Origin of the sequence: Orrella marina, assembly GCF_003058465.1 — a bacterium.
Lineage (GTDB): Bacteria > Pseudomonadota > Gammaproteobacteria > Burkholderiales > Burkholderiaceae_B > Algicoccus > Algicoccus marinus.
The window spans coordinates 1679570-1705150 of record NZ_CP028901.1 but is presented as its reverse complement, the minus strand read 5'-3'; the positions used below and the strand labels follow the sequence as shown (position 1 = coordinate 1705150).

22 protein-coding genes and 1 pseudogene are annotated in these 25581 nt (G+C 55.1%); 13 read left to right on the top strand and 10 right to left on the bottom strand.

Annotated features, from left to right (window positions below):
* The first annotated feature begins 76 nt into the window (after positions 1-76).
* From tnpC (DBV39_RS07615) to DBV39_RS07590, 6 genes and pseudogenes are all read left to right on the top strand, one after another.
* Positions 77-1372, top strand: coding sequence for an IS66 family transposase (tnpC, locus tag DBV39_RS07615; protein ID WP_108621027.1), 1296 nt, complete (start codon positions 77-79; stop codon positions 1370-1372).
* Positions 1373-1426: 54 nt separating this feature from the next.
* Positions 1427-1810: a transposase gene (locus DBV39_RS07610; RefSeq protein ID WP_159078865.1), complete on the top strand. Its 384-nt coding sequence runs from the start codon at positions 1427-1429 to the stop codon at positions 1808-1810.
* The gene (gene tnpB, locus DBV39_RS07605; protein WP_159078864.1) at positions 1807-2142 is read left to right on the top strand and encodes an IS66 family insertion sequence element accessory protein TnpB; all 336 of its coding nucleotides are present in this window, start codon (positions 1807-1809) and stop codon (positions 2140-2142) included. The genes DBV39_RS07610 and tnpB overlap by 4 nt, the downstream gene beginning before the upstream one ends.
* A gap of 100 nt (positions 2143-2242) precedes the next feature.
* Complete coding sequence (gene tnpC, locus DBV39_RS07600) at positions 2243-3820, top strand: IS66 family transposase (RefSeq protein WP_407669283.1); 1578 nt, start codon at positions 2243-2245, stop codon at positions 3818-3820.
* 54 nt (positions 3821-3874) lie between these two features.
* Positions 3875-4294, top strand: a pseudogene (locus DBV39_RS07595) (IS66 family transposase); the annotation flags it as partial.
* The gene (locus tag DBV39_RS07590; RefSeq protein WP_193853054.1) at positions 4291-5151 is read left to right on the top strand and encodes a DUF4338 domain-containing protein; all 861 of its coding nucleotides are present in this window, start codon (positions 4291-4293) and stop codon (positions 5149-5151) included. The pseudogene DBV39_RS07595 and the gene DBV39_RS07590, both read left to right, overlap by 4 nt.
* 396 nt (positions 5152-5547) lie before the next feature.
* Here DBV39_RS07590 and putA read toward each other — a convergent pair whose 3' ends face one another.
* Together putA and DBV39_RS07580 are read right to left on the bottom strand one after the other, a co-directional pair.
* The gene (putA, locus tag DBV39_RS07585; RefSeq protein WP_108621022.1) at positions 5548-9372 is read right to left on the bottom strand and encodes a trifunctional transcriptional regulator/proline dehydrogenase/L-glutamate gamma-semialdehyde dehydrogenase; all 3825 of its coding nucleotides are present in this window, start codon (positions 9370-9372) and stop codon (positions 5548-5550) included.
* Positions 9373-9868: 496 nt separating this feature from the next.
* Positions 9869-11032, bottom strand: coding sequence for a C4-dicarboxylate TRAP transporter substrate-binding protein (locus tag DBV39_RS07580; RefSeq protein ID WP_108621021.1), 1164 nt, complete (start codon positions 11030-11032; stop codon positions 9869-9871).
* Positions 11033-11290: 258 nt separating this feature from the next.
* On the opposite strand from DBV39_RS07580, the gene DBV39_RS07575 reads away from it, so the two are divergent.
* Positions 11291-12376: an alcohol dehydrogenase gene (locus DBV39_RS07575; protein WP_108621020.1), complete on the top strand. Its 1086-nt coding sequence runs from the start codon at positions 11291-11293 to the stop codon at positions 12374-12376.
* Positions 12377-12432: 56 nt separating this feature from the next.
* Here the strand turns inward: DBV39_RS07575 and DBV39_RS07570 are convergent, their stop codons facing one another.
* The 5 genes from DBV39_RS07570 to DBV39_RS07555 form a co-directional block, all read right to left on the bottom strand.
* Entirely contained in the window at positions 12433-12960 is a 528-nt protein-coding gene (locus DBV39_RS07570; RefSeq protein ID WP_108621019.1) for an aldehyde dehydrogenase family protein, read from the bottom strand.
* Positions 12961-13012: 52 nt separating this feature from the next.
* Positions 13013-14320 (bottom strand): TRAP transporter large permease, encoded by a 1308-nt coding sequence (locus tag DBV39_RS07565; protein ID WP_108621018.1) that lies wholly within the window; start codon positions 14318-14320, stop codon positions 13013-13015.
* On the bottom strand, positions 14317-14838 hold the full coding sequence (locus DBV39_RS07560; protein WP_108621017.1) for a TRAP transporter small permease: 522 nt from the start codon (positions 14836-14838) through the stop codon (positions 14317-14319). Before DBV39_RS07560 ends, DBV39_RS07565 begins: the two co-directional genes overlap by 4 nt.
* A 39-nt stretch (positions 14839-14877) precedes the next feature.
* The gene (locus DBV39_RS19465; protein ID WP_159078862.1) at positions 14878-15024 is read right to left on the bottom strand and encodes a hypothetical protein; all 147 of its coding nucleotides are present in this window, start codon (positions 15022-15024) and stop codon (positions 14878-14880) included.
* Positions 15025-15404: 380 nt separating this feature from the next.
* Positions 15405-16208: an IclR family transcriptional regulator gene (locus tag DBV39_RS07555; RefSeq protein WP_108621016.1), complete on the bottom strand. Its 804-nt coding sequence runs from the start codon at positions 16206-16208 to the stop codon at positions 15405-15407.
* Between the two features lie 213 nt (positions 16209-16421).
* Here DBV39_RS07555 and DBV39_RS07550 point away from each other — a divergent pair, with 213 nt between their 5' ends.
* Positions 16422-16919: a DUF2165 family protein gene (locus tag DBV39_RS07550; RefSeq protein ID WP_108621015.1), complete on the top strand. Its 498-nt coding sequence runs from the start codon at positions 16422-16424 to the stop codon at positions 16917-16919.
* A gap of 147 nt (positions 16920-17066) precedes the next feature.
* Positions 17067-18761 carry a Na/Pi cotransporter family protein gene (locus DBV39_RS07545; RefSeq protein WP_108621014.1) on the top strand — a complete coding sequence of 565 codons (1695 nt, stop codon included), beginning with the start codon at positions 17067-17069 and terminating at the stop codon, positions 18759-18761.
* Positions 18762-19144: 383 nt separating this feature from the next.
* On the opposite strand, the gene DBV39_RS07540 is transcribed toward DBV39_RS07545, so the two are convergent.
* Positions 19145-19708: a DUF2889 domain-containing protein gene (locus DBV39_RS07540; protein ID WP_108621013.1), complete on the bottom strand. Its 564-nt coding sequence runs from the start codon at positions 19706-19708 to the stop codon at positions 19145-19147.
* Between the two features lie 591 nt (positions 19709-20299).
* On the opposite strand from DBV39_RS07540, the gene DBV39_RS19460 reads away from it, so the two are divergent.
* Together DBV39_RS19460 and DBV39_RS07525 are read left to right on the top strand one after the other, a co-directional pair.
* A complete protein-coding gene (locus DBV39_RS19460; protein ID WP_159078861.1) occupies positions 20300-21493 on the top strand; it encodes a hypothetical protein in 1194 nt (397 codons plus the stop codon).
* The gene (locus DBV39_RS07525) at positions 21378-21860 is read left to right on the top strand and encodes a GGDEF domain-containing protein (protein ID WP_159078860.1); all 483 of its coding nucleotides are present in this window, start codon (positions 21378-21380) and stop codon (positions 21858-21860) included. The genes DBV39_RS19460 and DBV39_RS07525 overlap by 116 nt, the downstream gene beginning before the upstream one ends.
* A gap of 11 nt (positions 21861-21871) precedes the next feature.
* Here the strand turns inward: DBV39_RS07525 and DBV39_RS07520 are convergent, their stop codons facing one another.
* Together DBV39_RS07520 and DBV39_RS07515 are read right to left on the bottom strand one after the other, a co-directional pair.
* The gene (locus DBV39_RS07520) at positions 21872-22795 is read right to left on the bottom strand and encodes a ZIP family metal transporter (protein ID WP_108621009.1); all 924 of its coding nucleotides are present in this window, start codon (positions 22793-22795) and stop codon (positions 21872-21874) included.
* Positions 22796-23081: 286 nt separating this feature from the next.
* A complete protein-coding gene (locus tag DBV39_RS07515; RefSeq protein ID WP_108621008.1) occupies positions 23082-23927 on the bottom strand; it encodes a DMT family transporter in 846 nt (281 codons plus the stop codon).
* Positions 23928-24015: 88 nt separating this feature from the next.
* Between DBV39_RS07515 and DBV39_RS07510 the strand changes: the two genes are divergently transcribed.
* Complete coding sequence (locus DBV39_RS07510; protein ID WP_108621007.1) at positions 24016-24603, top strand: methylated-DNA--[protein]-cysteine S-methyltransferase; 588 nt, start codon at positions 24016-24018, stop codon at positions 24601-24603.
* Positions 24604-24791: 188 nt separating this feature from the next.
* Positions 24792-25577 carry a monofunctional biosynthetic peptidoglycan transglycosylase gene (mtgA, locus tag DBV39_RS07505; protein ID WP_227870856.1) on the top strand — a complete coding sequence of 262 codons (786 nt, stop codon included), beginning with the start codon at positions 24792-24794 and terminating at the stop codon, positions 25575-25577.
* Positions 25578-25581 lie beyond the last annotated feature (4 nt).

The following is a 25581-nucleotide window of genomic DNA, read 5'->3' as shown; positions in this document are numbered from 1 at the left end:
GTGAGGACGTCCGTCATTTTTTCGGTCCTGTAAAAATGACTGGACACAAATTTCATTTAAGGCTACTGTTGCCGTCATGGACAACTGCCTGCCAACCCTCGAACACTCAATCGCCGCTGAGCCCGACTCCACGGGCACTACGCCTTTTGATCTCGATCGGGTTACCATCACCCGCCGAGAGCACATCGAGCTGAAGTGTCAGGCTGCCCAGTATCAGTCATTACACGCCCGGGCGATCGAGCGAATCGAGAACATCCGCATCGCCCACAAGAAAGAGATGACTGCGCTCAAGGCGAAGTGTGCGGCTTTAGAGGTTGAACTGGAACAGACCAAGGCGCAGTTGCGCGGGTTGCGGCGGCAGGCCTTTGGAACGCGTAGCGAGCAATCCAGGACCGTCAAACCGCCTTTATCCGGACTCAAACCAGAGGGGGCTCCAGCACCTAGACCACGCGGGCAGCAGACCGGCTGGCAAGGTCATGGGCGAACCCGACAGACAAACCTGCCTGCACGGGAGCAGATCATTGATGTTGACCCGTGCTGCTGTCCGCAGTGTGGTCTGGGATTTGTCGAGATGGCCGGCACCCAGGACTCGGAGGTTCTCGAGATCGAGGTCAAGGCGTATCGACGGGTGATCCGGCGAAAGCGCCTGCGCGCGAGCTGCCAGTGTCGGGTGCTGCCCGGCATTGTGACCGCACCCGCACCACCCCAATTGTTTGATCGCGGCAAACTCGGTCTGTCCGTCATGACCGAAGCCTTGCTCTCGAAGTATCGCCATGGCATACCGACGCATCGCTTGCTCGAACAGTGGCAGGACATTGGCCTGCCCGTTGCCCAGGGCACGCTCACAGGCAATCTACAACAACTGCTACCGCTGTTCACCCCATTGATTCAGGCCGGATTGAAGCGACTGCGTGCTTCTGATGCCTGGCACGCGGACGAAACCCGCTGGGAGGTGTTCGGTGCGCAGGGAGATCGCTCGGGTTACCGCCACTATCTCTGGGTCTTTCAGAGCGCGGATGTGGCGCATTTCGTGATGGACCCGTCTCGCTCGGCCAGCGTTCCGAAGGCGGTTCTGCAAGGCGTGACATCGGGTGTGCTCTCAGCTGATCGCTATGCCGCTTATCAGTGCTACGCGCGCAGCACACCCGGTGTGGAGCTGGCCCTGTGCTGGGCGCATCAACGGCGCGACTTCCTGCAAGTTGCCAATCAGTGTCCCGAGCATGCCCTCTGGGCACTGCGCTGGATTGACCGGATCGCCGAGCTTTACGCCTTGCATCACAAACGCCGTCAACTTGCTACGACTGAGGACGTGGACGAGTACAAGCTGATCGATGAGCTGCTCAACGGTAAGCGAACGGTGAACACATATTGAGGGCAAATCCAGGATGGCCGATCATGTTGGCATGTAACTCTTCAGGACATGCCCATGACCGAGCTCCACTCTGCGGTGAACCCACCAACGTCGCGTCGCCGATATAGCGCGCAATTCAAATCCGATGCTGTCCAGGCCTGTCTGGCTCCCGGTGCGGTCATCGCCCACGTCGCCAGGCAACTCGGCATCAACTACAAGATGCTCGGTCACTGGGTCAATCGCCACCGACGGCAGTTGGCGCAGGACAAGCCCGCGTTTGTCCTCTGGTCACCTTCAGAGCGCGAGCCGATCCCGGATCAGGCTTTGAGTTCGCCGCCACAAATGCATCGTGAGCCTATTCGTGTGAGTTGCTCACGTGGCAATCAACAAGTGAGGATCGAATGGCCGGTGAGTGATGGCCAGCAATGTGCCGAGTTCTTGCGGGAGTGGCTGCGATGATGCGCATCGAACAATACTGGCTCGCGCGCGACCCGATCGATATGCGCGCAGGCATGGAAACCATGCTGGGCAAGGTCGTGTCGGTGTTTGGTGCAGCCCAGGCTCATCACGCCTATTTGTTTACCAATCGACGAGGCAACCGGATCAAGGTTCTGATCACCGATGGGTTTGGGGTCTGGGTGGCCGCACGACGGTTGCATGATGGTGGGTTTACCTGGACGCAATCGACGGGTAGTAGCCGGTTGGAGATGACCCAAAGTCAGTTCGATGCACTGGTGCTCGGGCTGCCTTGGCAGCGGGTGTCGAAGGGCGAGATCGTACGCTATGCGTAGCGATTTCACGACTCAGATTTGACCGAATTTCTCTATATAAATCAATTGGCAATTGTGCCAATGGCGAGATACTTTCGCGCATGTAATACTGTTTCCCATGATCACTGACACCACCGCATTGGAGCACTTGGACGAGCAGGCCCTCAGGCGCCTGGCGCAAGAACTCATGTCGACTGTCGGTGCACAATCCCAGGTGCTGGCCGAGCACGAACGGGTACTGCGTGAGCGTGATCAGTTGATCAACGAGAAGGATCTCAAGATCGCTCGCCTCACCCAGGAGATTGCAGTGTATCGACGCTGGCGCTTTGACAAGCGCAGCGAAGCCTTCAAGGGCGCGCAACGCAGCCTGTTTGACGAAGACATCGATGCGGACCTGGCTGCCATGCAGGCTGAACTGGCCGCTTTGTTGCCCAAGAACGACAAACCGGCTGCACCCAAGGACAAACCCAGGCGCAACACATTTCCGCCGGAACTGCCTCGCACCGAGTTCCATCACGAGCCTGAGACCACCACCTGTGGATGTGGCTGTGCGCTCAAGCGTATTGGCGAAGATGTCAGCGAGAAGCTGGACTACACGCCGGGCGTGTTTACGGTGGAACGTCACATCCGCGGCAAGTGGGCTTGTGCCGCTTGCCAGACGCTAACCCAGGCACCGGTGCCCCCACACATCATCGACAAGGGCATCCCGACCCCCGGTCTGCTAGCCCATGTCATGGTGGCCAAGTATCAGGACCATCTGCCTTTGTACCGTCAGGAGCGCATCTTCGGACGAGCTGGCCTGGAGATTCCGCGTTCGACATTGTCGCAATGGGTCGGTGTCTGTGGTGTGCGCTTGCAACCCCTGGTTGATGCATTACGCCAGTGCATGCTAAAGCTGCCAGTGTTGCATGCCGATGAAACCCACGTGCCGATGCTCAAACCCGGTTCGGGCAAGACCCATCGCTCGTTTATCTGGACATACGTCTCGGGTCGGTTCGAGCAGCTCAAAGCTGTCATTTACGAGTTCCATGACAATCGGGGCAAAGTCAATCCCGAGTCGTTTCTGGCAGGCTGGAAAGGTCAGTTGGTTTGCGACGCCTATGGTGGTTACCACGGTCTGATGGCCGAGGGTGTGACGCACATTGGTTGCATGGCGCATGCCAGAAGATATTTCTTCGACTTGCACAAGGCAACGGGTAGTGATGTGGCTGATCAGGCGCTGGTGATCATCCGGGAGCTCTACAACATCGAACGGGATTGCAAGGATCTTGATACTCAGGCGCGATGGCGAATCAGGCAAACTCGCAGCAAACCGATCATGGAAAGATATCGTGCCTGGCTGGTATCCCAGCGACTGCTCGCAACAGATGGCACGCAGTTGGCCAAGGCGATCGACTATAGCCTGAAGCATTGGCCGGCATTGGTTCGCTATCTGGAGGACGGTCAGCTGCCGATAGACAATAATTCAGCTGAGTCCGAAATTCGTCCAGTTGCCGTGGGCCGCTCCAATTGGCAATTCGCCGGATCCTTGCGCGCAGGAAAGCGTGCCGCAGCGGTGATGAGTCTGATCCAGAGTGCTCGCCTGAACGGGCATGATCCTTACGTCTATTTGAAAGACATCTTCACGCGACTGCCCACTCATCCGAACAGTCGGATTGAAGAACTGCTGCCTCACAACTGGACCGCACCGACAGTTTGAGCTCTGTCAACCTGTCTTGCCCGGACGCTTACGCTCAACGATCATGTCACCGGGATGCAGATGCAATGCCATCTCGAACTGCAGCAGCCCGCTCTGCCCAGACAGGCACACGCTGTCTTGCGAAGCATGACCCGTCACTGGAGGGGGTTGCTGACCTTTGTTGAACATCCCGAGATCGAACTTGACAATAATCGATCCGAACGCAGCCTGCGACCGGCCGTGGTGGGACGCAAGAACTATTACGGCTCTGGCAGTCAGGCGAGTGGCCAGTTGGTGGCCACGATGCTCAGTTTGTTCACCACGCTGGACCTCTGGCGAATCAATCCCCGGCAGTGGCTCACCGAGTACCTGCAGGCCTGTGCGCTCGCCGGTGGGCAACCGCCCATCGATTGCACCCCTTTCATCCCCTGGCAAATGGATGCGGCAAGACTGGCTGGGCTCAGACAAAGCAATCCACTCAAGGCTGCCGCATGAAGCGCTACGGTGGCTATCATGCGAACGTTCTGGTGGACACGCTCAGCCGACTGATGACCGAACATCCCGGGATCAAACGTTCGCCGCTCTCGCGGCTCGTGTGCGAAGCACTGGATTGGCGCGGTGTGGACGGACGCCTGAGCGAGATGACGTGTCGGGTAATGATGTTGCGATTGCAGAAAGACGGTCTGATCACACTGCCTGTTTCGCAAATACCCAATCCCAGGCAACGCGCACGCTACGAACCCACGCCCGCCACAGATCCTCAACTCGAGATCGATCAACCCGTGCATGAGTTGCCGCCGCTGCGCATCGAGATTGTCCTTGGACAAGGCCCGCAATCACGATTGTGGAACGAGTTCATGGCTCGCTACCACTATCTGGGCTACACGCCGCTCTCAGGCCATCAGATGCGGTACCAGGTCTATGCAGGCGACACCTTGGTGGCCTTGCTCGGATTCGGTGCGAGCGCCTGGAAACTTGCCGATCGCGAGCGTCTGATTGGTTGGACCGACGAGCAACGTCAGCGCAATCTGCACAAAGTGATCAACAACACCCGGTTTCTGATCCTGCCCTGGATTCACTCCAAGGGGCTGGCGTCAAAGATCCTGGCCAGAATCGCCCGACAGTTACCCCATGACTGGCAGCAGCGCTACGACTATCAGCCAGTGCTACTCGAAACCTTCGTTGAGAGCCCGCGCCATGCGGGCACTTGCTACAAGGCCGCCAACTGGCAATGCATTGGAAGAACAACAGGTCGAGGCAAGAAGAGTCGAAGCAGCAAGCAGGTTCTGCCCATCAAGGACATCTGGATGTATCCGCTGCGCAAGAACTACCGGGATGTTCTGTGCCGGTGAGATTCGGAGCCGTGTGGGCCAGAATCAAAGAGCCGGACGTCCTCACCGAATATTTACGAACTCGTGTGCTCATGGCATGGGCGGCTCTTTTGCAGTTCGGATCTCCCTTTAGCCAGTCTTTAGTCGAGGGCAACTCGAGTGGGCGAGTGTATGAGGCGCTCGCGTCATGTACGTCATGCTCGTAACGACTGGCAGCATAGAATATCCCGGCAACTGGTGTACGAAAATCAGCTCGTTACGACAGTGATGCTGAACGTCAAAGGTATGATGGGGTGTTGGAGCCTTAGCCGTGCCATCTCAACCCATGCAGGCGCGGTAGTGGACACCGGGCGCCTGTCTGCTACCACCCACGGACTGGGAAGCTTGCGACTTCAGGCATATGACTCCATTACCTCTTCACCCGATCATCATGAGGCTGGCGTTACCGCCAGCCGCTGCCGTGTTGACACTGATGGAGACTTCTCGCAATAAGGGTTCCGGTCGATAATGCATACCGGCTTCGATTTCATCGCTCGAGAGTCCTTGGGCAAGCACGATTGGACCATTGCGTTGAGTCAGGACTTGATTGAAGGCAATAAGTGCGTCACCGTCACCTTCAAAAAGGGCTGCCTCAAAAGACTGATTCATCCAGTCCTCGTGCGAAACCAACTCACAGAATGCGCCTGAAGACGGGGCTTTCTGGTCGACCATCTGCTTGACGAATTCGCGTGCGACCGGAGTGTCGATCAGCAGCATCCTGTTGCCGGTTTGAACGCAGATATCCTGTTGTGCCTGTATCCCTTTGATACTAACGGCCTTGCAAATGACTTGTCCACGCGGCTTGAGCAGGTACGTGTTGCTCTCTCCGGTCGGACCTTCCAGAATGACTGGGGCCTTTGCTGCGAGCGCGCTTTCAATGCTTTCAGGCATCTCGTCTGGTTGGGTTGCTAGCAGTCTGCGCAAATAGAGCGGTCCGCCAGCTTTGGGCCCGGTTCCTGACAGGCCTTCGCCACCAAATGGCTGCACTCCTACAACCGCACCCACGATATTTCGGTTGACGTAAATGTTGCCCACACGGATTCGTTCACTGACCTGCGCAATCGTCTCATCAAGGCGGGTGTGAATGCCAAAGGTCAACCCATATCCGGTCGCATTGATTGCATCGATCAGTTCATTCAATTGCTCTCGTCGGTAGCGCAGGACGTGGAGCACGGGTCCAAAAACCTCTCGACCCAGTTCACTGATCTGACTGATTTCGATGAGCGTGGGGGCGATAAACGTGCCATGGCGGGTTGCGGGCCCCAGGTCGATCTGGTCCACGCGTTTACCGGATTCGCGCATACGCACGATATGTGACTGAATGGCTCTTTGCGCCTCGGCGTCAATGACCGGGCCCACGTCAGTGGAAAGCTTGTCCGGACGATCGATCGAGAGTTCACGCATTGAATCCCGTAACATGCTGATCACATGATCGGCGCAATCATTCTGTACGCAAAGGACGCGTAGCGCAGAACATCGCTGACCTGCCGAATCGAAGGCCGAAGCCAGCACGTCCTGGATGACTTGTTCACACAAGGCAGACGAGTCAACAATCATGGCGTTCTGTCCACCCGTCTCGGCGATCAGCGGAATGGTGTGGCCTTCATTGTCGAGGCGTTCAGCCAGCGAGGCAGCGATGACTCTGGCAACCTCGGTTGAACCCGTGAACATGACAGCACGCACCGCAGGATCGCTCACCAGCGCCGATCCGACCGTTTCGCCACGTCCGGGCAGGAGCTGGATCGCACCTTCGGGGATTCCTGCGCGTCTCAGAGCGTTGACCGCGGCCGCTGCGACAAGGCTGGTTTGCTCGGCAGGCTTGGCCAGAACGGTATTGCCAGCAGCCAGTGCGGCGCTGACTTGCCCGGTAAATATTGCCAGTGGAAAGTTCCAGGGACTGATGCACACCACGGGTCCGAGAGGTCGATGGGTGTCGTTCGAGAAACCGTCCTTGATCTGGTTGCTGTAATACCTCAAAAAGTCAACCGCCTCGCGCACCTCTCCGATGGCGTTAGGCAGAGATTTTCCGGCTTCTCGAACGATCAGACCAATGAGGGTCTGCATCTCGTCTTCCAGTATCTGGGCAGCTCGTGACAGACATTCGGCACGCTCCTGAACAGGTGTCGACGCCCAGATGCCGAAAGCGTTGAGAGCCTGTTCGATGGCTTTCGGGATCAGGTCCGGATCGGTGTCCATGACGTGCCCGACAATGTCCCGATGATCTGCCGGGTTATGTACCGGACGTGCGTCTGCCGGGTTCCACGTGGTTTGCATCTCATCGATCATCGGCATGGCTCGCCATTCGAGCGAGGTGCTGTTGAGCAGTGAGCCCGACAATGACGCAAGCCGTTGTTCGTTGGACAGATCCAGACCGATCGAGTTGCGACGCCCTGAGATGCAGTACAGGTCACGAGGTAGCGGGATTTTGTCGTGAGGAGAACCAATCGGAACGATCTTCTCTGCGACAGCGACGGGATCGGCTACCAGTGACGACACGCTGATCTCTTCGTTGCCGATCAGATTGACAAATGACGTGTTGGCCCCGTTCTCCAGCAATCGTCTCACCAGGTATGGCAGTAATGTCTCATGTGAGCCAACTGGGGCGTAGATCCTGCAAGGGCGGTTCAGCTTGCCTTGCGAGACCGGGCCAGTGACAAGCTCGTATAAGGGCTCGCCCATACCGTGCAGACACTGAAATTCGTATTGCCCCGGGTAGTAATTGTTGCCTGCCATGTAGTAAATGGCAGATAGTGTCTGTGCGTTGTGCGTGGCAAACTGAGGGTAGACGTATTGTGGCGATGCCAGCAGCTTTCTGGCGCAAGCAAGATACGACATGTCGGTATACACCTTGCGTGTGTAAACCGGGTAGCCTTCCAGGCCATCGATCTGCGCCCGTTTGATTTCGGTGTCCCAGTAGGCACCCTTGACCAGGCGAATCATGATTCGATGGTTGCTACGCTTGGCCAGGTCGACCAGATAATCGATGACGAAGGGGGCCCGTTTCTGGTAGGCCTGGACCACGAACCCAATGCCGTTCCAGCGATTAAGCTCCTCATCAAAACACAGGGCTTCGAGCAGATCCAGCGAGAGCTCAAGCCTGTCGGCTTCTTCGGCATCAATGTTCAACCCGATGTCGTACTGCCGTGCCTGGCGCGCCAGTACGAGCAGCCGTGGCAGCAGTTCCTGCATCATTCGCTCACGTTGTGCACGGCAGTATCTTGGATGAAGGGCAGAAAGCTTGATCGAGATGCCTGGGCCTTCGTAAATGCCTCTTCCCTGGGCCGCTTTGCCAATGGCATGGATAGCCTGTTGATAGGACAGAAAGTAACGCTGTGCGTCATCGGCGGTCGTCGCCGCTTCACCTAGCATGTCGTATGAATAGCGAAACCCTTTGGCTTCAAATTTTCTGCCATTAGCCAGCGCCGACGCGATGGTTTGCCCGGAAACAAACTGCTCTCCCATCATTCGCATGGCAACGTTCACACCTTTGCGAATCAGGGGTTCACCACCTTTACCGATCAGCCGTGTGAGCGCGTGAGACAGATTGCGTTCGCTGCTCACCCCCACGAGCTTGCCTGTCAGCATCAGTCCCCAGGTTGCTGCGTTCACGAACAAGGACGAGGATTCCCCCATGTGAGAGCGCCAGTCGCCTCGACTGATCTTGTCCCGGATGAGTGCATCGCGGGTGGCTCGGTCAGGGATACGTAACAGGGCTTCGGCCAGGCACATCAGTGCGATGCCTTCCTGGCTTGACAAGGAAAACTCCTGGATAAGTCCTTCAACGCCGCCGGTGCTGGGTTTTGCTCGCAGGTCCTGCACAAGCCTGGTGGCCAGGGTGTTCACCTCCCGTGGATGTGAGGATCTGGCCAGGCTCAGCAACATGGGAATCTGTTCGGTCTCGGGTCGCCTGTAAGCAGACGTGATGCAAGAGCGCAGAACCGACTGTGGCAGGATGTCCTGAGCAAATTCGTAGAATGGACTGTAAGACTCGGCATTGCCTACATCATCGGTCGAGTCCGGATCGGTTGACGATAAAAAAGAAATTTCCGCCGGTAATTGACCCTTCTCGATCGCCTCAATGTAGGCAATGAGTGCTTGCTTGTGTAACCAATGGGGGGTACAACCCAGCCTTTCTGATGCACGCTTGAGACGGTCGCGAATCGCGTTATCAACTTTAACGCCCAAAGTGGTAGTCGTGGACATGAAGGCAAGCTTCCATTCAGGAGGGGATGCAAAGACGCTATGTACGTTTACGCGCGTATCTGGCGCGGTTTCGTAGATGACGATCCATCTTATAGTGTCATCTCTCCAACCAGAACTAGGGTTAACCCTGTGAGGTTGTACCTTTTCCGAATATTGACCATTCCTGTCGCGTTTTCAGGTGCCCCGATCAAGGGTTAGTCCGGTCAGTCTGGGTGGCGCCCGTGAGTTCAAGCACGCTGTGGCGTTTTTATCCAGTGAGACGGAGGAGAACACTGGTGCCAGCAGTCCGTCTAACGGATTTGTCCAGTGCGCAGTGTTGCGGGGCGGAAGTCGGGAGGCAAGGGCGCCAGTTTTTTCATCGCTCTGCGGGGGGGGAGGGGGCGCAGAGATGTGGATACGATTGCGCGAATCACTTTGCCTGTGTTCGGCGCGTGTCGCACACCGTGTCACCAAGTAAAAAGGCACGCGTTTGACGCGTGCCTTTTTACGACCTAAATTAATCTGCCGCGTACGTTTTGGGATCAATCTTGGAGTAAACCTGATCCCAGTACAGCTGGGTCAGATCGTCAGGATTGTCAACGTCCACGACTAGTGCTTTCCATTTGTCGATCAGGTTGGACATGTTGTCGGTCAGCTCCTGTGCGCGTTTCGGGTCAATTTTGTATTGATCTACATAGAACTGGGGGATAAAGGCCAGGTCGCCACGAATGAACTCACGCGACGACTCTAGCAGTTTGGGATCTGCGTTCACAATGTTGATCCCGCGTGCTTTGGCTTCAGTCAGGTCTTTGTCAGCCTGTTCCTGGTACAGGTAGGTGACGTAAGAAGACATGACAGAGCCGGCACGTAGCATCGCTTCTTTGGTCTTGTCATCAAAGCTGTTCCAGCGGTCACGGTTCAGTGTCGAAGAGCCGCCAGCTGCATACAGTCCACCTGGTACGTCCATATTGATGTTCTTGACCACTTCCTTGAGGTTGAAGTTGGTCAGCTCCGGTGCGGACATCAGTGTGCAATCGATTACGCCCTGGCTCAAGCCTTCATAGACTTCACCGATGGGAAGCACCACGGGTGAGGCGTTAAAGCTTCTGACCCAGCGAGCCCACGGTGCACCCGATGTGCGGATCCGCTTGCCAGCAAGATCTTCAGCTTTAGTGATGGGCATGTTGCAGAACAGGCCATATGCAGGTGTTGATACAACGCTGGTGTAAACCTGATTGTTGTCCTTGAACTCCTTAAGGCACTCGGGACAGTTCAGCAGAATTTGCTCAAGCATGGCACCTGAGTAAGCAAGACCTTCCTTGCCAGCGATCGAGTTGTCAAGCGCGAGCTTCATGGACAGATCTGCTGCCATATTGGAGTAGGGGTAATCAGATGGCGAGTAGGCGGTCAGAAGGTAGCCAATGTCGGCAATGCCATCGCCTACGCCAGAGGACATCTCGCTGTGGTTGAGCAAGGACAGCTCGTACACCCGGACAGTGAGCTCTCCACTAGTCAGGTCCGAGACGGCCTTGGAGTAGGCTTTGGCGGCCTCAAGTGGTACGCCAGCTGGAAAGCCAAGTGCGAACCGAAGCTCATCTGCCTGGGCAGAAAAGGAAAGGGCAGAGGCGGATGCCAGTGCCAGCGCATACTTGCTGAGCTTGCCAAACTTTCTAGATTTCATATTATATTTTTCCTGGTTGACTTTAATTGAGTTTGAATTAATAAAATGAGCTGTATTGTAATGAGGCCAGAAAATCAACTTGCCTAAATTGATTATGTTACGTAATATGGTTTGCGTCAATGGTATTTATACTAGTGTGAATAAAAATTATATTTCAACACGTCTATTTAATTAGATTAGGCAAAATAAATCCAGCTCACCAGATATTATAATTTCTGGTGAGGATGTTATTTTCAAACACAACAGGAACGAGAGAATATGCAGACTGCTATCGAACGCCCATCCAGCTATGTTCGCTATGAGTTCAAAGAATTTGGCGGAAAAATATTTGCTGCTGAGCACGAACTCCCTAAGGTTTCAGGAAATGAAATTCTGGTTAAAACCGATTTTTGTGGTGTGTGCCACAGCGATGTTCATATCCATGAAGGTTTTTACGGACTTGGTGATGGCAAGAAACTGACGCTTGAAGACCGAGGCATCCGTCTGCCGGTTACGCTGGGGCACGAAGTGATCGGCACAGTTGCCGACGTTGCTGACAATGGCGATCAGTCCATGGTCGGAAAACAGTTTTTGGTGTATCCATGGGTTGGTTGTGGCGAATGTCACGAATGCACCACTGATCAGGAGAACCTTTGCACAAAGCCAGCCTCGCTCGGGGTGTTCCGCCCTGGCGGGTATGCGCAATACCTCGTTGTCCCGCACCGGCGTCATCTGGTGGATGTGACCGGGCTTGATCCAGCCCGGGCTTCCATGCTGGCTTGCTCGGGGCTTACTGTCTATTCCGCAATCAAGAAAGTGCTCCCGGTTGCGGATGTCGACAGCGTGGTTGTGATTGGATGCGGCGGACTGGGCCAGCTTGCCATCAGGATGCTGTCTGCAATGGGTATCAAGAATATTCATGCTGTTGATATTTCCGCAGATAAGAGAGAAATCGCAAAAGAGTCCGGCGCAAAGCATGCGTATGATCCAACTGAAGACGGTGTTTCACAAAAGATCCTTTCCGAGACTAACAATCGTACGTATGCTGTTCTTGACTTCGTGGGTAATGAGCAGTCCGTCAATCTTGGCCTGAGTGTGCTCAAAAAAGGCAGCAAGCTAGTCATTGTCGGTCTGCATGGTGGAGAACTCCGCTATCCCATTCCGGTCATCATCACGAAAGCCATCTCTGTGATCGGTTCCTACACTGGCAGCCTGGGAGAGCTCAAGGAACTGGTGAAATTTGCTCATGGCAATAACTTCACCGATATTCCTCTGGAGATCCGCAACCTCGATCAGGCTGATTCGGCAGTTAACGATCTGGAGCAGGGCAAGGTAAAAGGTCGAATCATCCTCCAGAACAAGTAATCCGTCCGGCTAAACCGGTCTGATATCGCCCCGACTGAATTCGGGGCGATATTCTGTCAGTGAATATGTAAGAACTCAGCCACACACACGTGGTGAATTTCCAGAAACTCCTCGATTCCGTACTGTGAGCCTTCACGACCGATCCTTGACTCCTTGACGCCACAGAATGGCACTGTCCCGGAAACAAACCTCGGTGTGTTCACACCAACCATCCCGTACTCCAGCGCCTTTGTGACCCGGAAAATCAGGTCAGCGCTTCGTGTGTAAAGATAGGCGGACCGATCATATGGCGTGCTGTTTGCCTTTCTCGGACAGGGGGGCGATAACACTTCGGCATGTACCTTTGCAAATGACTTGTCTTGTTCCAGGGTGAGCTGGGTGGCCAGTGACTCCGAGTGACCCTGAGCCTCCTGATGCCATCGCTTAGGCAGGATGCTGCGGTCCCTGGGAGTCAGGCCTTTCCATGGACCGAGTGCCTTGTGAGCAGCCTTGATTGCAGTGGCCATATCGTCAGCCTCCATGTCAGGAACCTGCGCAAGCACCTCTTCGGTGGAGGGATTCGGAACCGCTTCTGGAATGGTCATGTGCTCACTCCTGGTTGATGATGGTGTGTGACTTGTCGTGCAAGTCTGGGGATCACTCCATCAAGCGAGGTAGCCACATGATCATGTCCGGGAAAGCGATGAACAGCACCACCAGAATCACGTCCATCACCAGGAACCAAAGGATTCCTTTGAAAATCTGGGATGTGGTTACCAGATTTCCCACTACACCTTTGATGACAAATACGTTCATGCCGATCGGCGGGGTGATCATGCCAATCTCAAGCAGTTTTGTGAGCAACACCCCGAACCAGATCAGGCTAAAACCTGTTGCATCTACAATTGGCAGCACGATAGGAAGGGTCAGGAGCATTGCACCGATCGGCTCCAGGAACATGCCGAGCAGAAGATAGAGAATTACAATTCCGAAGATGATGACTAATGGTGATGTATCGAGTCCGATGACCGCGTCAGACAGAAAATTACCGGCTCCTGATAGCGCCAGAAACCGCGTCAGGAGACTGGCACCCACTGCGATGATCAGCAAGGAGCTCGTCGTGACCAGTGTCTCGATAATGGCCTTCTGAAAATTGCTCCAGTTCAGTGTGCCTTTCAACAAGGCAACCAGACAGGCCAGGAACGCGCCGACCGCACCGGCCTCGGTTGGTGTGAAAATGCCACTGAACAAACCTCCGAAGATACCCACCATGATGAGGATGATTGGCCAGGTGTCCTTGAGGGCATGAATCTTTTCCGAGAGCAGGATCTTCTCGTTAACGTCGGGTGCAAGTGCCGGGTTGAGCTTGACGCGAATCAGTACGACCAGGATGTAGCCCACCATAGTGGCGATACCCGCCACGATTCCACCCAGAAACAGACTGGAGATCGGAATCTGGGCGATCACCCCGAAAAGAATCATGATGATGGATGGCGGGATCAGTGCACCGATGGTTCCAGCGACGGCGACTGTTCCGGTTGCCAGCTCCGGGTCATATTTGTATTTGATCATCTCCGGAATCGCGATCCGTCCCATTGCTGCCGAACAGGCAACCGATGAGCCAGACACCGCAGCGAATCCCGACGATCCAAAGATCGAAGCGATCGCCAGCCCACCTGGAATGGACGACAGCCACATTCGTGCGGCCTTGAACATGCCTTGGGTCAGGTTGGTGTGATAACAGATGAACCCCAGCAACAGGAACATTGGTACCGAACTCAATGTCCAGCTCGATCCGAAGTTGTAGGGAATGATACCCAGAGATGACCAGGCCACGTTGAAGCCGATCACAAACCAGATCCCGAAGAATGAAACGCTTATCAGTGCGATGCCGATGGGGACACGTAACGCGATCAGGAGCATCAATACCCCGATTCCGGCGAGTCCGATCTGAACGTCACTCATGAATGAATCCTCAAGTCCGCTTGTTTTTTGAAAAGGCTGATGACGTACGAGACGAACTTCAACAGCAGGACGAGTCCCAGCAGACTGAAGCCGATCGGCAAGAAAAAGTAAGTGGGCCAGGTGATGATCGAGTGATCAGCCTGCATGACGGCAGTGCCTGAGTTGAATCGTCGGATCGCTTCCTGCCAGGTCCGGTCCGTCACAATGAAGCACACGATGGAGGAACCAAGAAAAATCAGGCCTTCAAGATGCCGTCTGATACAGGCAGGTAGTCTGTCAGAAAAAATCTCGACCGAGATGTGCGCGTTGGTATGTTCGGCATAGGCAAGTGGCAGGAAAATCGCGATCAACATGTAGTAGTTCGCGACGTAGGTGATTGTCCCGGGAATAGGGGTGTTGAACACAAATCGCATGACAACGTCTGCTGTGATGTGGATCATCATCAGCGCAATCGCCAAGCCCCCCATGATGGTGGTGACCCGATAGATCTGTGCGAGAACTTTCTCGAGTTTATTCATGGTTGCAAGTCAGCATTGTCTGAAAGGTTGAAAACCGGGTCAGCAGCTTTTTTCTGTTGCCCGGTCCGTAAAGAGTCCTGAAAACGAGGCAATATTTTTCTGGTGTTTCTCAAGCACGGCAATCCGGTCTGACGCCTGACGTCCAAAGGATTCGCAGATGTCATCGGACTGCGACAAATCAGGCATGGCATCTTGTCTCCTCAATTGCCAGCACGCGTTGCGCACAAATGGATCTCTGGCGTTTGTGATTTTGTTGAACTGAATTGTGAATGCAATTCAGTATTGAAAAATATGAGAACTGTCGTAGGGGTGTCAAGCACACGCTATGAGGGATTGTCTGGATAGGCTTCGCCGGAAGTTTTTAGGGCTAGTTATAAGTTATTGAATAATTTAAAAAAACTTAGGGGTTCCAGTTTTGTTAACTCAGACTTAATCTTTGTCTGTTTCTGGGTGCACGTATAAATAAGGGCAACCTCTCGATCTGTCGCAGGTGCGTGCCTGGCGGACCTGCAGTCTGAGCTGGTCGGAATGTGAATTCCCTATCTATGCGGGAGAGTGGGTGCGCCTCAATGACCGATGTCGCGCGAGTGCTCATGCGAGCGTGGAAAGAGTGACCGTTGCAGGTAAAGCGCCGTCTCCCGGATCGAGTAAGCTGCTTTGAGCAGGCTATCGTTGTTCTGTTGAGTCGAGATCGCAATGCCCGACAGGGCAAACCTGGGCTTGCCATGCTGGTCAGTGATGGCGCTTCCGACCAGGCTCACTCCGTGATACAGGCCACCTTCGTCGATAGCCCATCCCTCGGCCCTGGCTTTCTCCACATCGGCCAGGTAGCGATCGAAGTCTGGCGGGTTGTCCCATCGAATTCCGGAGAAATGGCGCCTGAGCGTATCGACCGGGAGGTTGCGGGCGGCCGCAATACAGCGCCCGACTGCACCAACGAGTTCCGGCAGACGGCTATCCTTGCGAACGGCGACGTGCGGAACGCGAGGCGTGGCACTCGCAATCATGCTGATGTGCCGGTCACTTGTGACTCGCCACAGGACGGTCAGGATCTGCAGGTTCAATGCCAGACGGTCAAGTTCGGGCTGGATCAGATCTGCGTGGCTTTGCCCAATCAGGTTGACGGCAAGTTCAGACAAACCGAGTCCCAGGCTGTAGGTTTTGGTGCTTTCATTAAATCTGACCATGCCTTCGCTGGCCAGTGTTCGCAGGATGTTGAAGGTCGTGCTTGGGCTGACGCCGGTTGCACGCGCGGTGGTCGTGACGCTCTGGGGGTTGGTCTGACTGGCAAGAAAGCGCAGAATATGGACTGCGTTGACAACGGCCCCAACCTCCTTGGTAGGTGTCTGTGGGACGATATTCTGTGCCATCGATTTTTCCTTATGCTGATTTGCATTTTGTTATGTGAATCTATCATGCAGAACGAGCATCGTCAGCACGGATCGATTGCCGTGCAGACAGGAGAGTGAGAGTCGGCGAGCTGGTTTGCGAATCAATCTACTCCATCCAGTTAGCGTTGATTTGCCTGGTCTGATTTGATCGATTTTGAGATCAGAATGGTTTGTTGTTTCTGGAGAGTGTCTGTGATTATCCGTGCCACCAAATCTTTGTTTGTTGCCGCGATCGGTTTGTTTGCAACGCTGGTTGCGTTTGGCAACCTTACTGATTACGGGAGCAATTTCGAGTTTGTGCGTCATGTCTTGCTGATGGACACGATTTTTCCCGAATCGAGCATCCGCTATCGATCCGTCGATGCGCCCTGGCTACATCACCTCGGCTACTGGATCATCATTCTGATGGAGGCGCTTGTTGCCTTGCTGTGCTGGATCGGGGCTTATCGTCTTTACCGCTTTCGACGGGCAGATGCACGTACTTTCAATCGGGCAAAGGGTACTGCGATCACGGGGCTGGCGCTCGGTTTTCTGGTCTGGCAAGTCGGCTTCATGACGATCGGTGGTGAATGGTTCGGGATGTGGATGTCCGATCAGTGGAACGGCGTGGAATCTGCTTTCCGTTTTGTGGTGGTAATCCTGCTGGTTCTGGTGTTTCTGGTGATGAGGGACACGGATCAGGACGCATAACTGTCGTTGTGGCTTGATTCGCTCACGCAAGCGAGACGATGGACGGGAGATTTACCGAAGACATGCACCGCGGGCGAATGCCAATGCAAAGACTTCCACATTTCGGTTACAAACGCGTTAAATGTATTTGAATGATGGTGTTTCTTGATGGGCTTCCAGTGGACTGAACTCGTAGGTGGGCTAGGCATGTTCATGCTTGGCATGGCCATGTTGTCCAATGGCCTGAAGCTTGCCGCTGGTTCATCACTTGAGCGGATATTGGCTAATGCCACGAGCACCCGTCTCAAAGGGCTGGGTGCCGGTGCGCTTGTGACCGCGCTTGTTCAGTCGTCCAGTGCTGTAACAGTTGCGACCATCGGATTTGTGAACGCTGGCCTGCTTTCACTTGGGTCGGCACTGTGGGTGCTTTTTGGCGCGAGCATCGGTACGACCACCACTGGCTGGATTGTTGCAATCGCCGGCTTGAAGCTCAACATCGCTGCGGCTGCCTTGCCGCTGATTGCACTTGGTGTGGCGGCGCAGATCGCGCGCAAGAACCACAGGATCGGATTTTTCGGGGAGGCTCTGGCCGGTTTCGGAATGCTCTTTTACGGCATCATGCTGATGCAGGCTGGCTTTTCCGGGGTGGCAGAGGGCTGGACGATTCCGCAAGGTTCTGGCTTGTCGATTGCAGCCTTGCAGTTGCTCATTGGTATTGTCATGACTGTCGTCATGCAGTCCTCGAGTGCGTCAACGGTGATCGCCATTTCAGCAGCGCAGGCGGGGCTCATTGATGTTGGCGGAGCAGCGGCCGTGGTGATTGGTGCGAACGTAGGAACCAAGGTGACTGCGATTCTTGCAGTGATCGGGGGTACTCCGAACGCCAAGCGGGTGGCCACTGCTCATGTAATTTTTCATCTGCTAGCCGCGATCATCGGGTTTCTGTTGCTGCCGGTCCTGCTCTTGGTGATTGATCTTCTAGGTAACTGGTTCGGTTTTGACGAAGCGCCCGCAACCAGTCTCGCATTATTCAACACAACCTTTAATGTCATGGGTGTGATCGTGCTGGCGCCGTGGGTGAACTGGCTGACAGGCCGGCTCGAGACCTGGTATGTGCCGGCTGAGGACAAGGCAGCAGCCAAGCCGCAGTTTCTGGATCGCACCACATTGCCTGTACCCATGTTTGCTGCCAGTGCACTCGCTAATGAGGCAACCCGTATGCTCTCAATGGCCTGGGATTACGTCTCCTGTACGATTGGAGCCAAGTCGGATGCACCGGATCGTAGACGGGATTTGTTCAGTCTGCTCAAAGCGAGCGAATCGTTTGTTGACGAAATGAGCCGCGGTACCATGGACGAAGTGACCAGTGACCGGGTCGCAGCACTGCTCAGGGTGCGCCGTTACCTTGAGAACGTGCTTGAGTTGGTCTTTGAAACGCTGCAACTGCCAGTAGACGTTCTGCAGTCCGAGGCTCTGACCAAAATTTACACGAACTATCGAAATCGCATCGAAGAGTTGATGGCCTGTTATCAGAATCCCGAGACAGACTCTGATAGTCTGGAGAGTCTTTCTCGATTCGAGCAGTCCTACCAGACGCTAAAGATGGCGCTATTGCGATCTGGCGCGAGCGGGCAATGGCGGGTCGAAGACATGGAGCGGGCGTTGCATCGAATCAGTTCGCAGCGCAGAGCTATCCAGCAAATGGTCAAGGCGCAGCGCTGGCTCGAGTATGCGATCAAACTCTCGCAGTCCGGTTCACAAGTCCTCCCCACTGCGCCATCCGAGGTGTTGGTGCCGGGACGGCAGGTCAGAGAGTCCAGTGCCGAACTGCAGGCTCAGGCGCAACAGACAACTGCACAATAAAGTGCCGATGGCGTTCGATTTGAAAGCAAAGTCGCTTTGGTCACCGCAGGCAACGAGACAACACTGTTGGCAAACGAGATTGGCTTGTAAAGCTCGGCAGCCATGTTCAACGACCGGCATTGTGCCCTGCTGCTCTGGCGTTTCAGGCGTTTTTCGTCGTGTCAACGCTGGATAAATGCCTGACTTTGACGCCATTTCATGTCAGCGAGCGGTTTGCCGGCTTTTGCTATCCCCACCCATCTGACTGGAAAGTGCTGCAACAAGAAACGGTACGCTTCTGTCCTCTTGCACGTGTTGCAAGAGGTCTGCGCACACGAACGCGTACACGAGCGAGACATCGCGATCTTGATCTGTGCTTTGCCGGCCGTCATCCGTTCAAACAATCAGGCATCTTGTTTGCTGCGTGCCAGATCGGGCCACAGGCGCGCCACAATCTCGCGTTCGGCAGAGTAGGCATAGCAACTGTCGACCTTGGCACGGCGCAGATGCTCATTCTCTGGTTTGTTGGTACGTTCGATGCGCTGAGGAGCCAGTCCCTGGTAGGCCGTTGTAGCCATCGGTCCGAGCATTTCCATGATGTGAGTACAGGACTTTGATCCACCTAACAGATCACGCACCTTTTTGTTCCAGCCTTTGGCGATGGTCAGTCCGATCAGGCCGTCAAGTGTTTGCTGCGCACCGCGACAGACGCCAAAAGGGGTTGCCAGCATGATCGCACGGACATCATGGACTTGGAGGTCGGTATCAATGACCAGTCGTACGATGATGTCATGTACAGGGTCACCTGGTTCCAGGTTTTTCTGACCCAGCTGACGCATGAATGGGTGACTTTTACTGTCTGTCAGGTGCCCCTCTACTTCATACAGGCCGTCTGAACGGCGATAGAACTTCATGTTCACCTGGCGATGGTGCAACTCCTCGCGGGTGTATTGGTCTGACGTGGTCATTTGGCTACGGCCCTCGTTGCCCGACTGAATGAGTGAGACAGTCCGGGTTGCAGAATAAGATTGATAGATAAGCGGCACGGTCTTGCCCAGGCGTACTCACGCGAGTTTCACTGGCATCATGAGTATTACCTGTACATCGTGCCATCAGACAGCAATAATAGGTCAATGGCGGGGTTGTTTTGCCCGGCAGGATGACTGGAACACATTCCGACTGGCGTGCACACCAATGCCTCGGCTGTTGTGCGAACGAGACACAATGACGTGGTCGTCTTCAAGCGCAGGTGAGAGTCTTTTGTTTTGTACGATTCCTGTGAGGATGGTTGCGGCAAGGAAAGAGAGCACTGTTATAGTGCCAATGGAAACATCTTCGCCAAGTCATCAGAGGGCTTGGATCGCGAACGCAGAACTGCATAACTGAACTTTCGAGCGCTGGCATTTTTTGATCAGACTCAGAAAGAGGGGATGATTGTCGGAGCCACTTTGTGCTTTCCTCCATCAGGCTTGCTTGGTGTATCTGATAGAGATGACTCACCCACCCATCCCCTTTGATCCGGATTTTCCTTATCAAGTCCTGAGGAACCATTCACTGCCATGCTAGTTCGCGCTTATCTCAGAGCATATGGTCTGGTGTTTGTTGTATTTGCCGTGATCGTGTACTGGGCTTTCCTGGACCGTGAGCATCAGAGGGACATTGTCCTGGCTGATACGGCAGTCATTGCAACCCAGCAGAGTCAGCTGATTTCCAAAGGAGTCACGTTTTTTCATGTGGCTGCTCGCTATCTTCTGGGAGAGGTCGTGTCGAGTGTGGAGGATGAGCACCTGAGTCAGTTGCAGAGTGACGAGGAGCTACGACAGTTTTACAACAGTCTGCTGCAGAACAAGTTGCTGGATGCGCCTTTCTTGCACGGGTTGTCGATTATTGGCTCCGATTGTTCGACGCTGGCAGCCAATGACGCTTTGCACAGATCCTTTACCCAGACGCCGGCACGATGTGATCAGTTGTGGCAGACTTCGTCACCTGTTCTCCAGATGCATGTGCTTGGTCCCGGGCAAACGGTCCACGCGGGTGGATTGGTTGCGTTTTCCAGACAGATCACCAGCCAAAGTGGCGAGTTTCTGGGGGCAGTGACCACGGGTCTTGATCTGGACTTTGTTAAGGACTGGTTCGGTCACTACGCCAGTCGTAACAACGAATCCATCACGTTGCTTGGACCAGACGGACAGGTGCTGGCACATATGACTTACGGACTGAGTGAGATCCGGGCGCACGAAGTGTTCCTGATCATGCGTGCAAGCGCACATGACACGGGTGTGGAGAATTCGCAGGACGCCCGGAATGCTCAGTATGCACAAAGCGACCGGAACGCTTCCGGCAATTCGGTGTATGGCTCGGCCGGGGCCGCAATGCGGACGCTCTCCGGTAGTCAGAGTTATCTGGGTGAGGAGGCTGTTTATGCCTTGAGCAGAGTCGATGGTCTGCCGATGTACGTCCTGGTGAGTTATGACATACAAAGGCAACTGGCCAACTGGCGAGAACACAGCGTCAAGACTGGGTTGTTTGTTTTTTGGGCTGTTCTTGCTGTCACTGTTGATCGTTCAGTCTTATCTCAGAGTCCTGCAACAGCGCGAAGCACTGGCCGAACTGGCCACCACGGATGCACTGACAGGCATGAGCAACCGGCGCCATCTGATGGAAGTGGGGACTTACGAGGTCCGTCGTGCGAACCGTTACGAACGCTCATTGTCCATGTTGCTAGTGGATGCAGACCATTTCAAGGATATTAACGACGAGTGGGGTCATGGTGCCGGTGACCTTGTACTCAAGCGACTCGGTCATACAATTCTGAGTAATTTACGGCAGACTGATCTGGGAGCGCGTATCGGGGGCGAGGAGTTTGTCGTGCTCCTGCCGGAAACTCCCGTGGATAACGCAGAGATACTGGCTCAAAGATTGCGACAGGCGATCGAAGCGCTTTCTGTTCCGGTCACGAGTACTGACCGGGCCAATGTGACGGTCAGTATTGGGGTTGCAGGGTTGCAACCGGGCGAAACACTGGATCAACTGATGAGCCGTGCTGATCGTTGTCTCTATGATGCCAAGGAGCAAGGGCGCAACCAGGTGGTGCTGGCGCAAGAGTCACAAGAGATCTGAGGTGGCCATTTTCAACCCAGTATGCTGTCAAGTACCATCATGACTGCAAAACCGACCATCAGTCCTATTGTTGCGGGTGTCTGGTGATTGTTGCGGTGAGTCTCAGGGATGACTTCGTGTGAGACGACAAACAGCATCGCCCCGGCAGCCAGTCCCAATCCGACGGGATAGGCGAGCGCTGACCCACCTACCAGGCTCACGCCAATCAACGCTCCCACAGGTTCCAGCAATCCGGTCGCGGCGGTGACTAGCAGAGCATGCAGTGGTCTCATTCCGATGGAGCGCAGGGACATCGCGACCGCGAGCCCTTCGGGCAGGTTTTGTAGCGAGATGGCCAGGGCCAGCGGCAGGCCAACCGTGATGTCACCTTTCGAAAAGCCAAACCCGACCGCCATGCCCTCTGGCAGGTTGTGAAGCGCAATCGCGAAGACAAAGAGCCAGACTCGGGCGCATCGCTCATGTCCCGGTCCGCAAGGGCCTGTCTTGAAGTGCTCGTGAGGTGTAAACGCATCGAGTCCCAGCATCAGCAAGACGCCTGCAGCCATGCCGACTACGACCAGCCCTGCACCCATAATAGCGCTGTCAGTCAGAACAGCACCTGCTTCGAGCCCAGGCAGGATAAGCGAGAACGACGCTGCAGCAAGCATCATCCCTGCTGCAGTTCCGAGCATGACATCTTCCGTGCGCGCATTGAGGTTGTTCATCAGCAGCGCAGGGGCGGCACCTAGCGCAGTACTGGCAAAGCCCGCACCACCACCCAGCAAGGCGAGGGTGATGGCTGTCGAACCTAGCTCGGATGGATTGCCAAAGGCAAGACTCCATAGCCAGATCAGTCCGATGATGGCAACGCCGAGTCCGGCGAGTGACTTGGTGTGAGAGCGGGCATGATGACGAAGTTGCTCGGGCCAGCGCACTGACGCGGTACGGTTGCTCATGGAAGGAAGGTGCTCGGATTAACGTTGATGGCGTGAGAATAAATTCCGCTACATGACTCTTGCAGATTGGGCGTGTGTTTGAAATTCCCGCATGGAATCGACACGAGGTCGCAAATCATGATTGCTCAAACGCCTTTGTGAAGTGAAAATTGTAGCTTTGCCTGCAGTGATACGAGGTTATCAGCTTTCTGGCTCTACCGTGCAAGAGGAAGAATGGGTTGTCGCACACTCTCATGCCTTCGCCGCTGCCAAGCGCTGTCGTATAAACAGGTGTGTAACCGGTGTGCTAAAGGCGCATGGCGATCAGTCCACACAGGATGATGGACGCAGCAACGATCTGTCTTGCGCGCACTTTCTCTTTAAGCAATATTGCACCGAGCACACCAGCAAACAGTACAGAGGTTTCGCGTGTGGCGGACACCAGTGCCAGGGGAGCCTGGCTCATCGCCCAGAGCACGACGGTATATCCTGTTGCCGACATGATCCCGGCCAGTGCTGTGTTGCGGAATCGATCCCTAACGTAGTTGCGCAACGCCTTGCCGCGCCCTAGTGCAGTCAGAAGTGCCCAGAATGCAATGGACTCTGAAACAAAGAGCCAGGCAGCAAACGACAGGGCGTTCCCGGAGATGCGAGCTCCATAGCCGTCGATGATTGAATAAATGGCAATGGTCAGGCTGCAAGCCAGTGCCCATTTGAGTGCTCTTGCCACATTTTCGAGGCCGGACCGAAGCGCAATAACAAGTACACCCGCACTGATGAGCAGGACGCCGAGCCAGTTGGTCAGGTTCAGCGTTTCGTCGAGAAACACGAGTGAACCGAGTGAAATCATGATCGGCGCACAACCCCGGATGATCGGGTAGATCGTGCTCAGATTGCCATTGCGGTAAGCACCCGCGAGCGTGGTGTAGTAGGCAATGTGGATAATGACCGATCCCACCAGAACCAGCGCTGCCTGTGGAGTCGGCAGCGGCAGAAAAAACAAGGTGGGTAGCGCAAACACCCCGGTCCACCCGACCACGGCTGCAGTGTGCAGCAAGGGGTCTGAACCTCCCCGAACCAGCGCATTCCAGGTAGCGTGCAGAGCGGCTGCTGCCAGCACCGCCAGAAATACGTGTAAAGGATAGTCAAGCAAGGCTGTGGATGCCGTGTGAAGTCAAGATCAGTGGCTGCGATGGTAGCATGGGGGATGTCATCAAAAGCACAGATTGCAGATAGCGGCCATGAGCAGTATTCGACCCACCGTTCGTCTGGTGATGCCCTCTGGACAGCAGGGCCTGCAGTGTGCGTCCTGGGGCGTTGCTCTCACACCCTTTGGCCAGTCTGTCGCTGTCTGGGCTGACGCCGGGTTGCTAGCGCTGTGGCTGGCGACCGACGACCCGGAACCAGCAATGTCATTCGTGCAGGCAAGGCACGCTCAAGCAATGGGCTCCGGCGATTCGGTCCTGACCACGATACGTGACGACGGGAGTGCTCGGGTCTGGTGTGATCGCGTGTTTGGCGTGCCTCCTGAACGCGCTTGTCCGCACGCGACGCAGCCGCTTGACGTGGTGGTGAGTGGGACTGAATTTGAATTAACAGTCTGGCGGGCGCTGTGTGAGATACCCAGAGGAATGGTCGTGACCTATAGTGAACTGGCGAGCGCCATCGGACGTCCCAAGGCCGCGAGAGCTGTGGGAAGTGCGATCGGTCGTAACGGTGTGGCTGTTTTGATTCCTTGTCACCGTGTGGTGCCGGGTTCTGGCGGAGTTGGTCAGTTTCGCTGGGGTGCGTCAGTCAAGCGTGCCTTGATTGACTGGGAGGCGGCTTGATGGTGATGGGGCGACGAGTGCCGCATCATCCGGGGGATAGTCGCTGGCGTCGCAAACACGATCCGTTGTCAGTCAGATCGCCCGGATGGCGAATAAAAGGGCCAGTCTCAAAACATGTACACCCATCTCATGCACACACGAGACAGACCGCAGGACTCTCAGATAGTCCTCTGTCCGATCACCACCACATGTACCTGGATGACATTGCCGATGAAGATGAGTGCAATCATGTCGACTCGGGCCAGCGCTGGACTGACCCTGCCCCAAGGACAGGGCTGATGGGCAGAGTGTGGCGCCTGTTCGGGCGGCTCATCGGACTGCTGTGTCTGATCGTGATCGTCGTGCAGGCTTATTTTCTGGTGCAGATAGGCATGTTCCGCTGGTTTGATCCGCCTTCCAGTGCCTTTATGAGAAGCGAGGCAGTGCGACTGGCGCAACTGTCTAAGGGCGTCGAATTCCGCCATCAGTGGGTTGGGTATGACAATATTTCCAGACACGCCGGGCTGGCGGTCATCGCGGCTGAAGATACCGGATTCATGTCTCACCCTGGCATCGAGTGGCAGGCAATCGAGCGCGCCCTGAAAGTGAACCGGGAAAGTGGTGAAATCGCACAAGGCGGTTCAACCATCACCATGCAACTGGCCAAGAACCTGTTTCTGTCGTCTGACAGGAGTTATGTTCGCAAAGGACAGGAGGTGTTGCTTGCCGTCGTGATGGAGTTGCTTCTGGACAAGCGCCGGATCCTTGAGCTTTACTTGAATCTGGTCGAGTTTGGCGAAGGGGTGTTCGGGATCGAGGCGGCGGCTGAGCACTACTTCAAGACCTCGGCCGAAAAACTGACGGCAAGGCAGGCGGCATGGCTTGCCAGTATTCTGCCGGCACCCAAACGTTACGACAAGAACAGAAACTCTAACTGGATTCAGCGCAAGACCGGCATCGTGATGCGCCGCATGCCTCAGGTGCAAGCCCCTTGACCGG

Coding starts and splice junctions, on each gene's coding strand:
- DBV39_RS19460 (WP_159078861.1), top strand. CDS start 20,300: ATGCTAGTTCGCGCTTATCTCAGAGCATATGGTCTGGTGTTTGTTGTA.
- tnpB (WP_159078864.1), top strand. CDS start 1,807: ATGATGCGCATCGAACAATACTGGCTCGCGCGCGACCCGATCGATATG.
- DBV39_RS07560 (WP_108621017.1), bottom strand. CDS start 14,838: ATGAATAAACTCGAGAAAGTTCTCGCACAGATCTATCGGGTCACCACC.
- mtgA (WP_227870856.1), top strand. CDS start 24,792: ATGTACCTGGATGACATTGCCGATGAAGATGAGTGCAATCATGTCGAC.
- DBV39_RS07565 (WP_108621018.1), bottom strand. CDS start 14,320: ATGAGTGACGTTCAGATCGGACTCGCCGGAATCGGGGTATTGATGCTC.
- DBV39_RS07525 (WP_159078860.1), top strand. CDS start 21,378: ATGAGCAACCGGCGCCATCTGATGGAAGTGGGGACTTACGAGGTCCGT.
- DBV39_RS07510 (WP_108621007.1), top strand. CDS start 24,016: ATGAGCAGTATTCGACCCACCGTTCGTCTGGTGATGCCCTCTGGACAG.
- DBV39_RS07555 (WP_108621016.1), bottom strand. CDS start 16,208: ATGGCACAGAATATCGTCCCACAGACACCTACCAAGGAGGTTGGGGCC.
- DBV39_RS19465 (WP_159078862.1), bottom strand. CDS start 15,024: ATGCCTGATTTGTCGCAGTCCGATGACATCTGCGAATCCTTTGGACGT.
- DBV39_RS07545 (WP_108621014.1), top strand. CDS start 17,067: ATGGGCTTCCAGTGGACTGAACTCGTAGGTGGGCTAGGCATGTTCATG.
- DBV39_RS07580 (WP_108621021.1), bottom strand. CDS start 11,032: ATGAAATCTAGAAAGTTTGGCAAGCTCAGCAAGTATGCGCTGGCACTG.
- DBV39_RS07540 (WP_108621013.1), bottom strand. CDS start 19,708: ATGACCACGTCAGACCAATACACCCGCGAGGAGTTGCACCATCGCCAG.
- DBV39_RS07575 (WP_108621020.1), top strand. CDS start 11,291: ATGCAGACTGCTATCGAACGCCCATCCAGCTATGTTCGCTATGAGTTC.
- DBV39_RS07570 (WP_108621019.1), bottom strand. CDS start 12,960: ATGACCATTCCAGAAGCGGTTCCGAATCCCTCCACCGAAGAGGTGCTT.
- DBV39_RS07590 (WP_193853054.1), top strand. CDS start 4,291: ATGAAGCGCTACGGTGGCTATCATGCGAACGTTCTGGTGGACACGCTC.
- putA (WP_108621022.1), bottom strand. CDS start 9,372: ATGTCCACGACTACCACTTTGGGCGTTAAAGTTGATAACGCGATTCGC.
- DBV39_RS07520 (WP_108621009.1), bottom strand. CDS start 22,795: ATGAGCAACCGTACCGCGTCAGTGCGCTGGCCCGAGCAACTTCGTCAT.
- DBV39_RS07610 (WP_159078865.1), top strand. CDS start 1,427: ATGACCGAGCTCCACTCTGCGGTGAACCCACCAACGTCGCGTCGCCGA.
- tnpC (WP_108621027.1), top strand. CDS start 77: ATGGACAACTGCCTGCCAACCCTCGAACACTCAATCGCCGCTGAGCCC.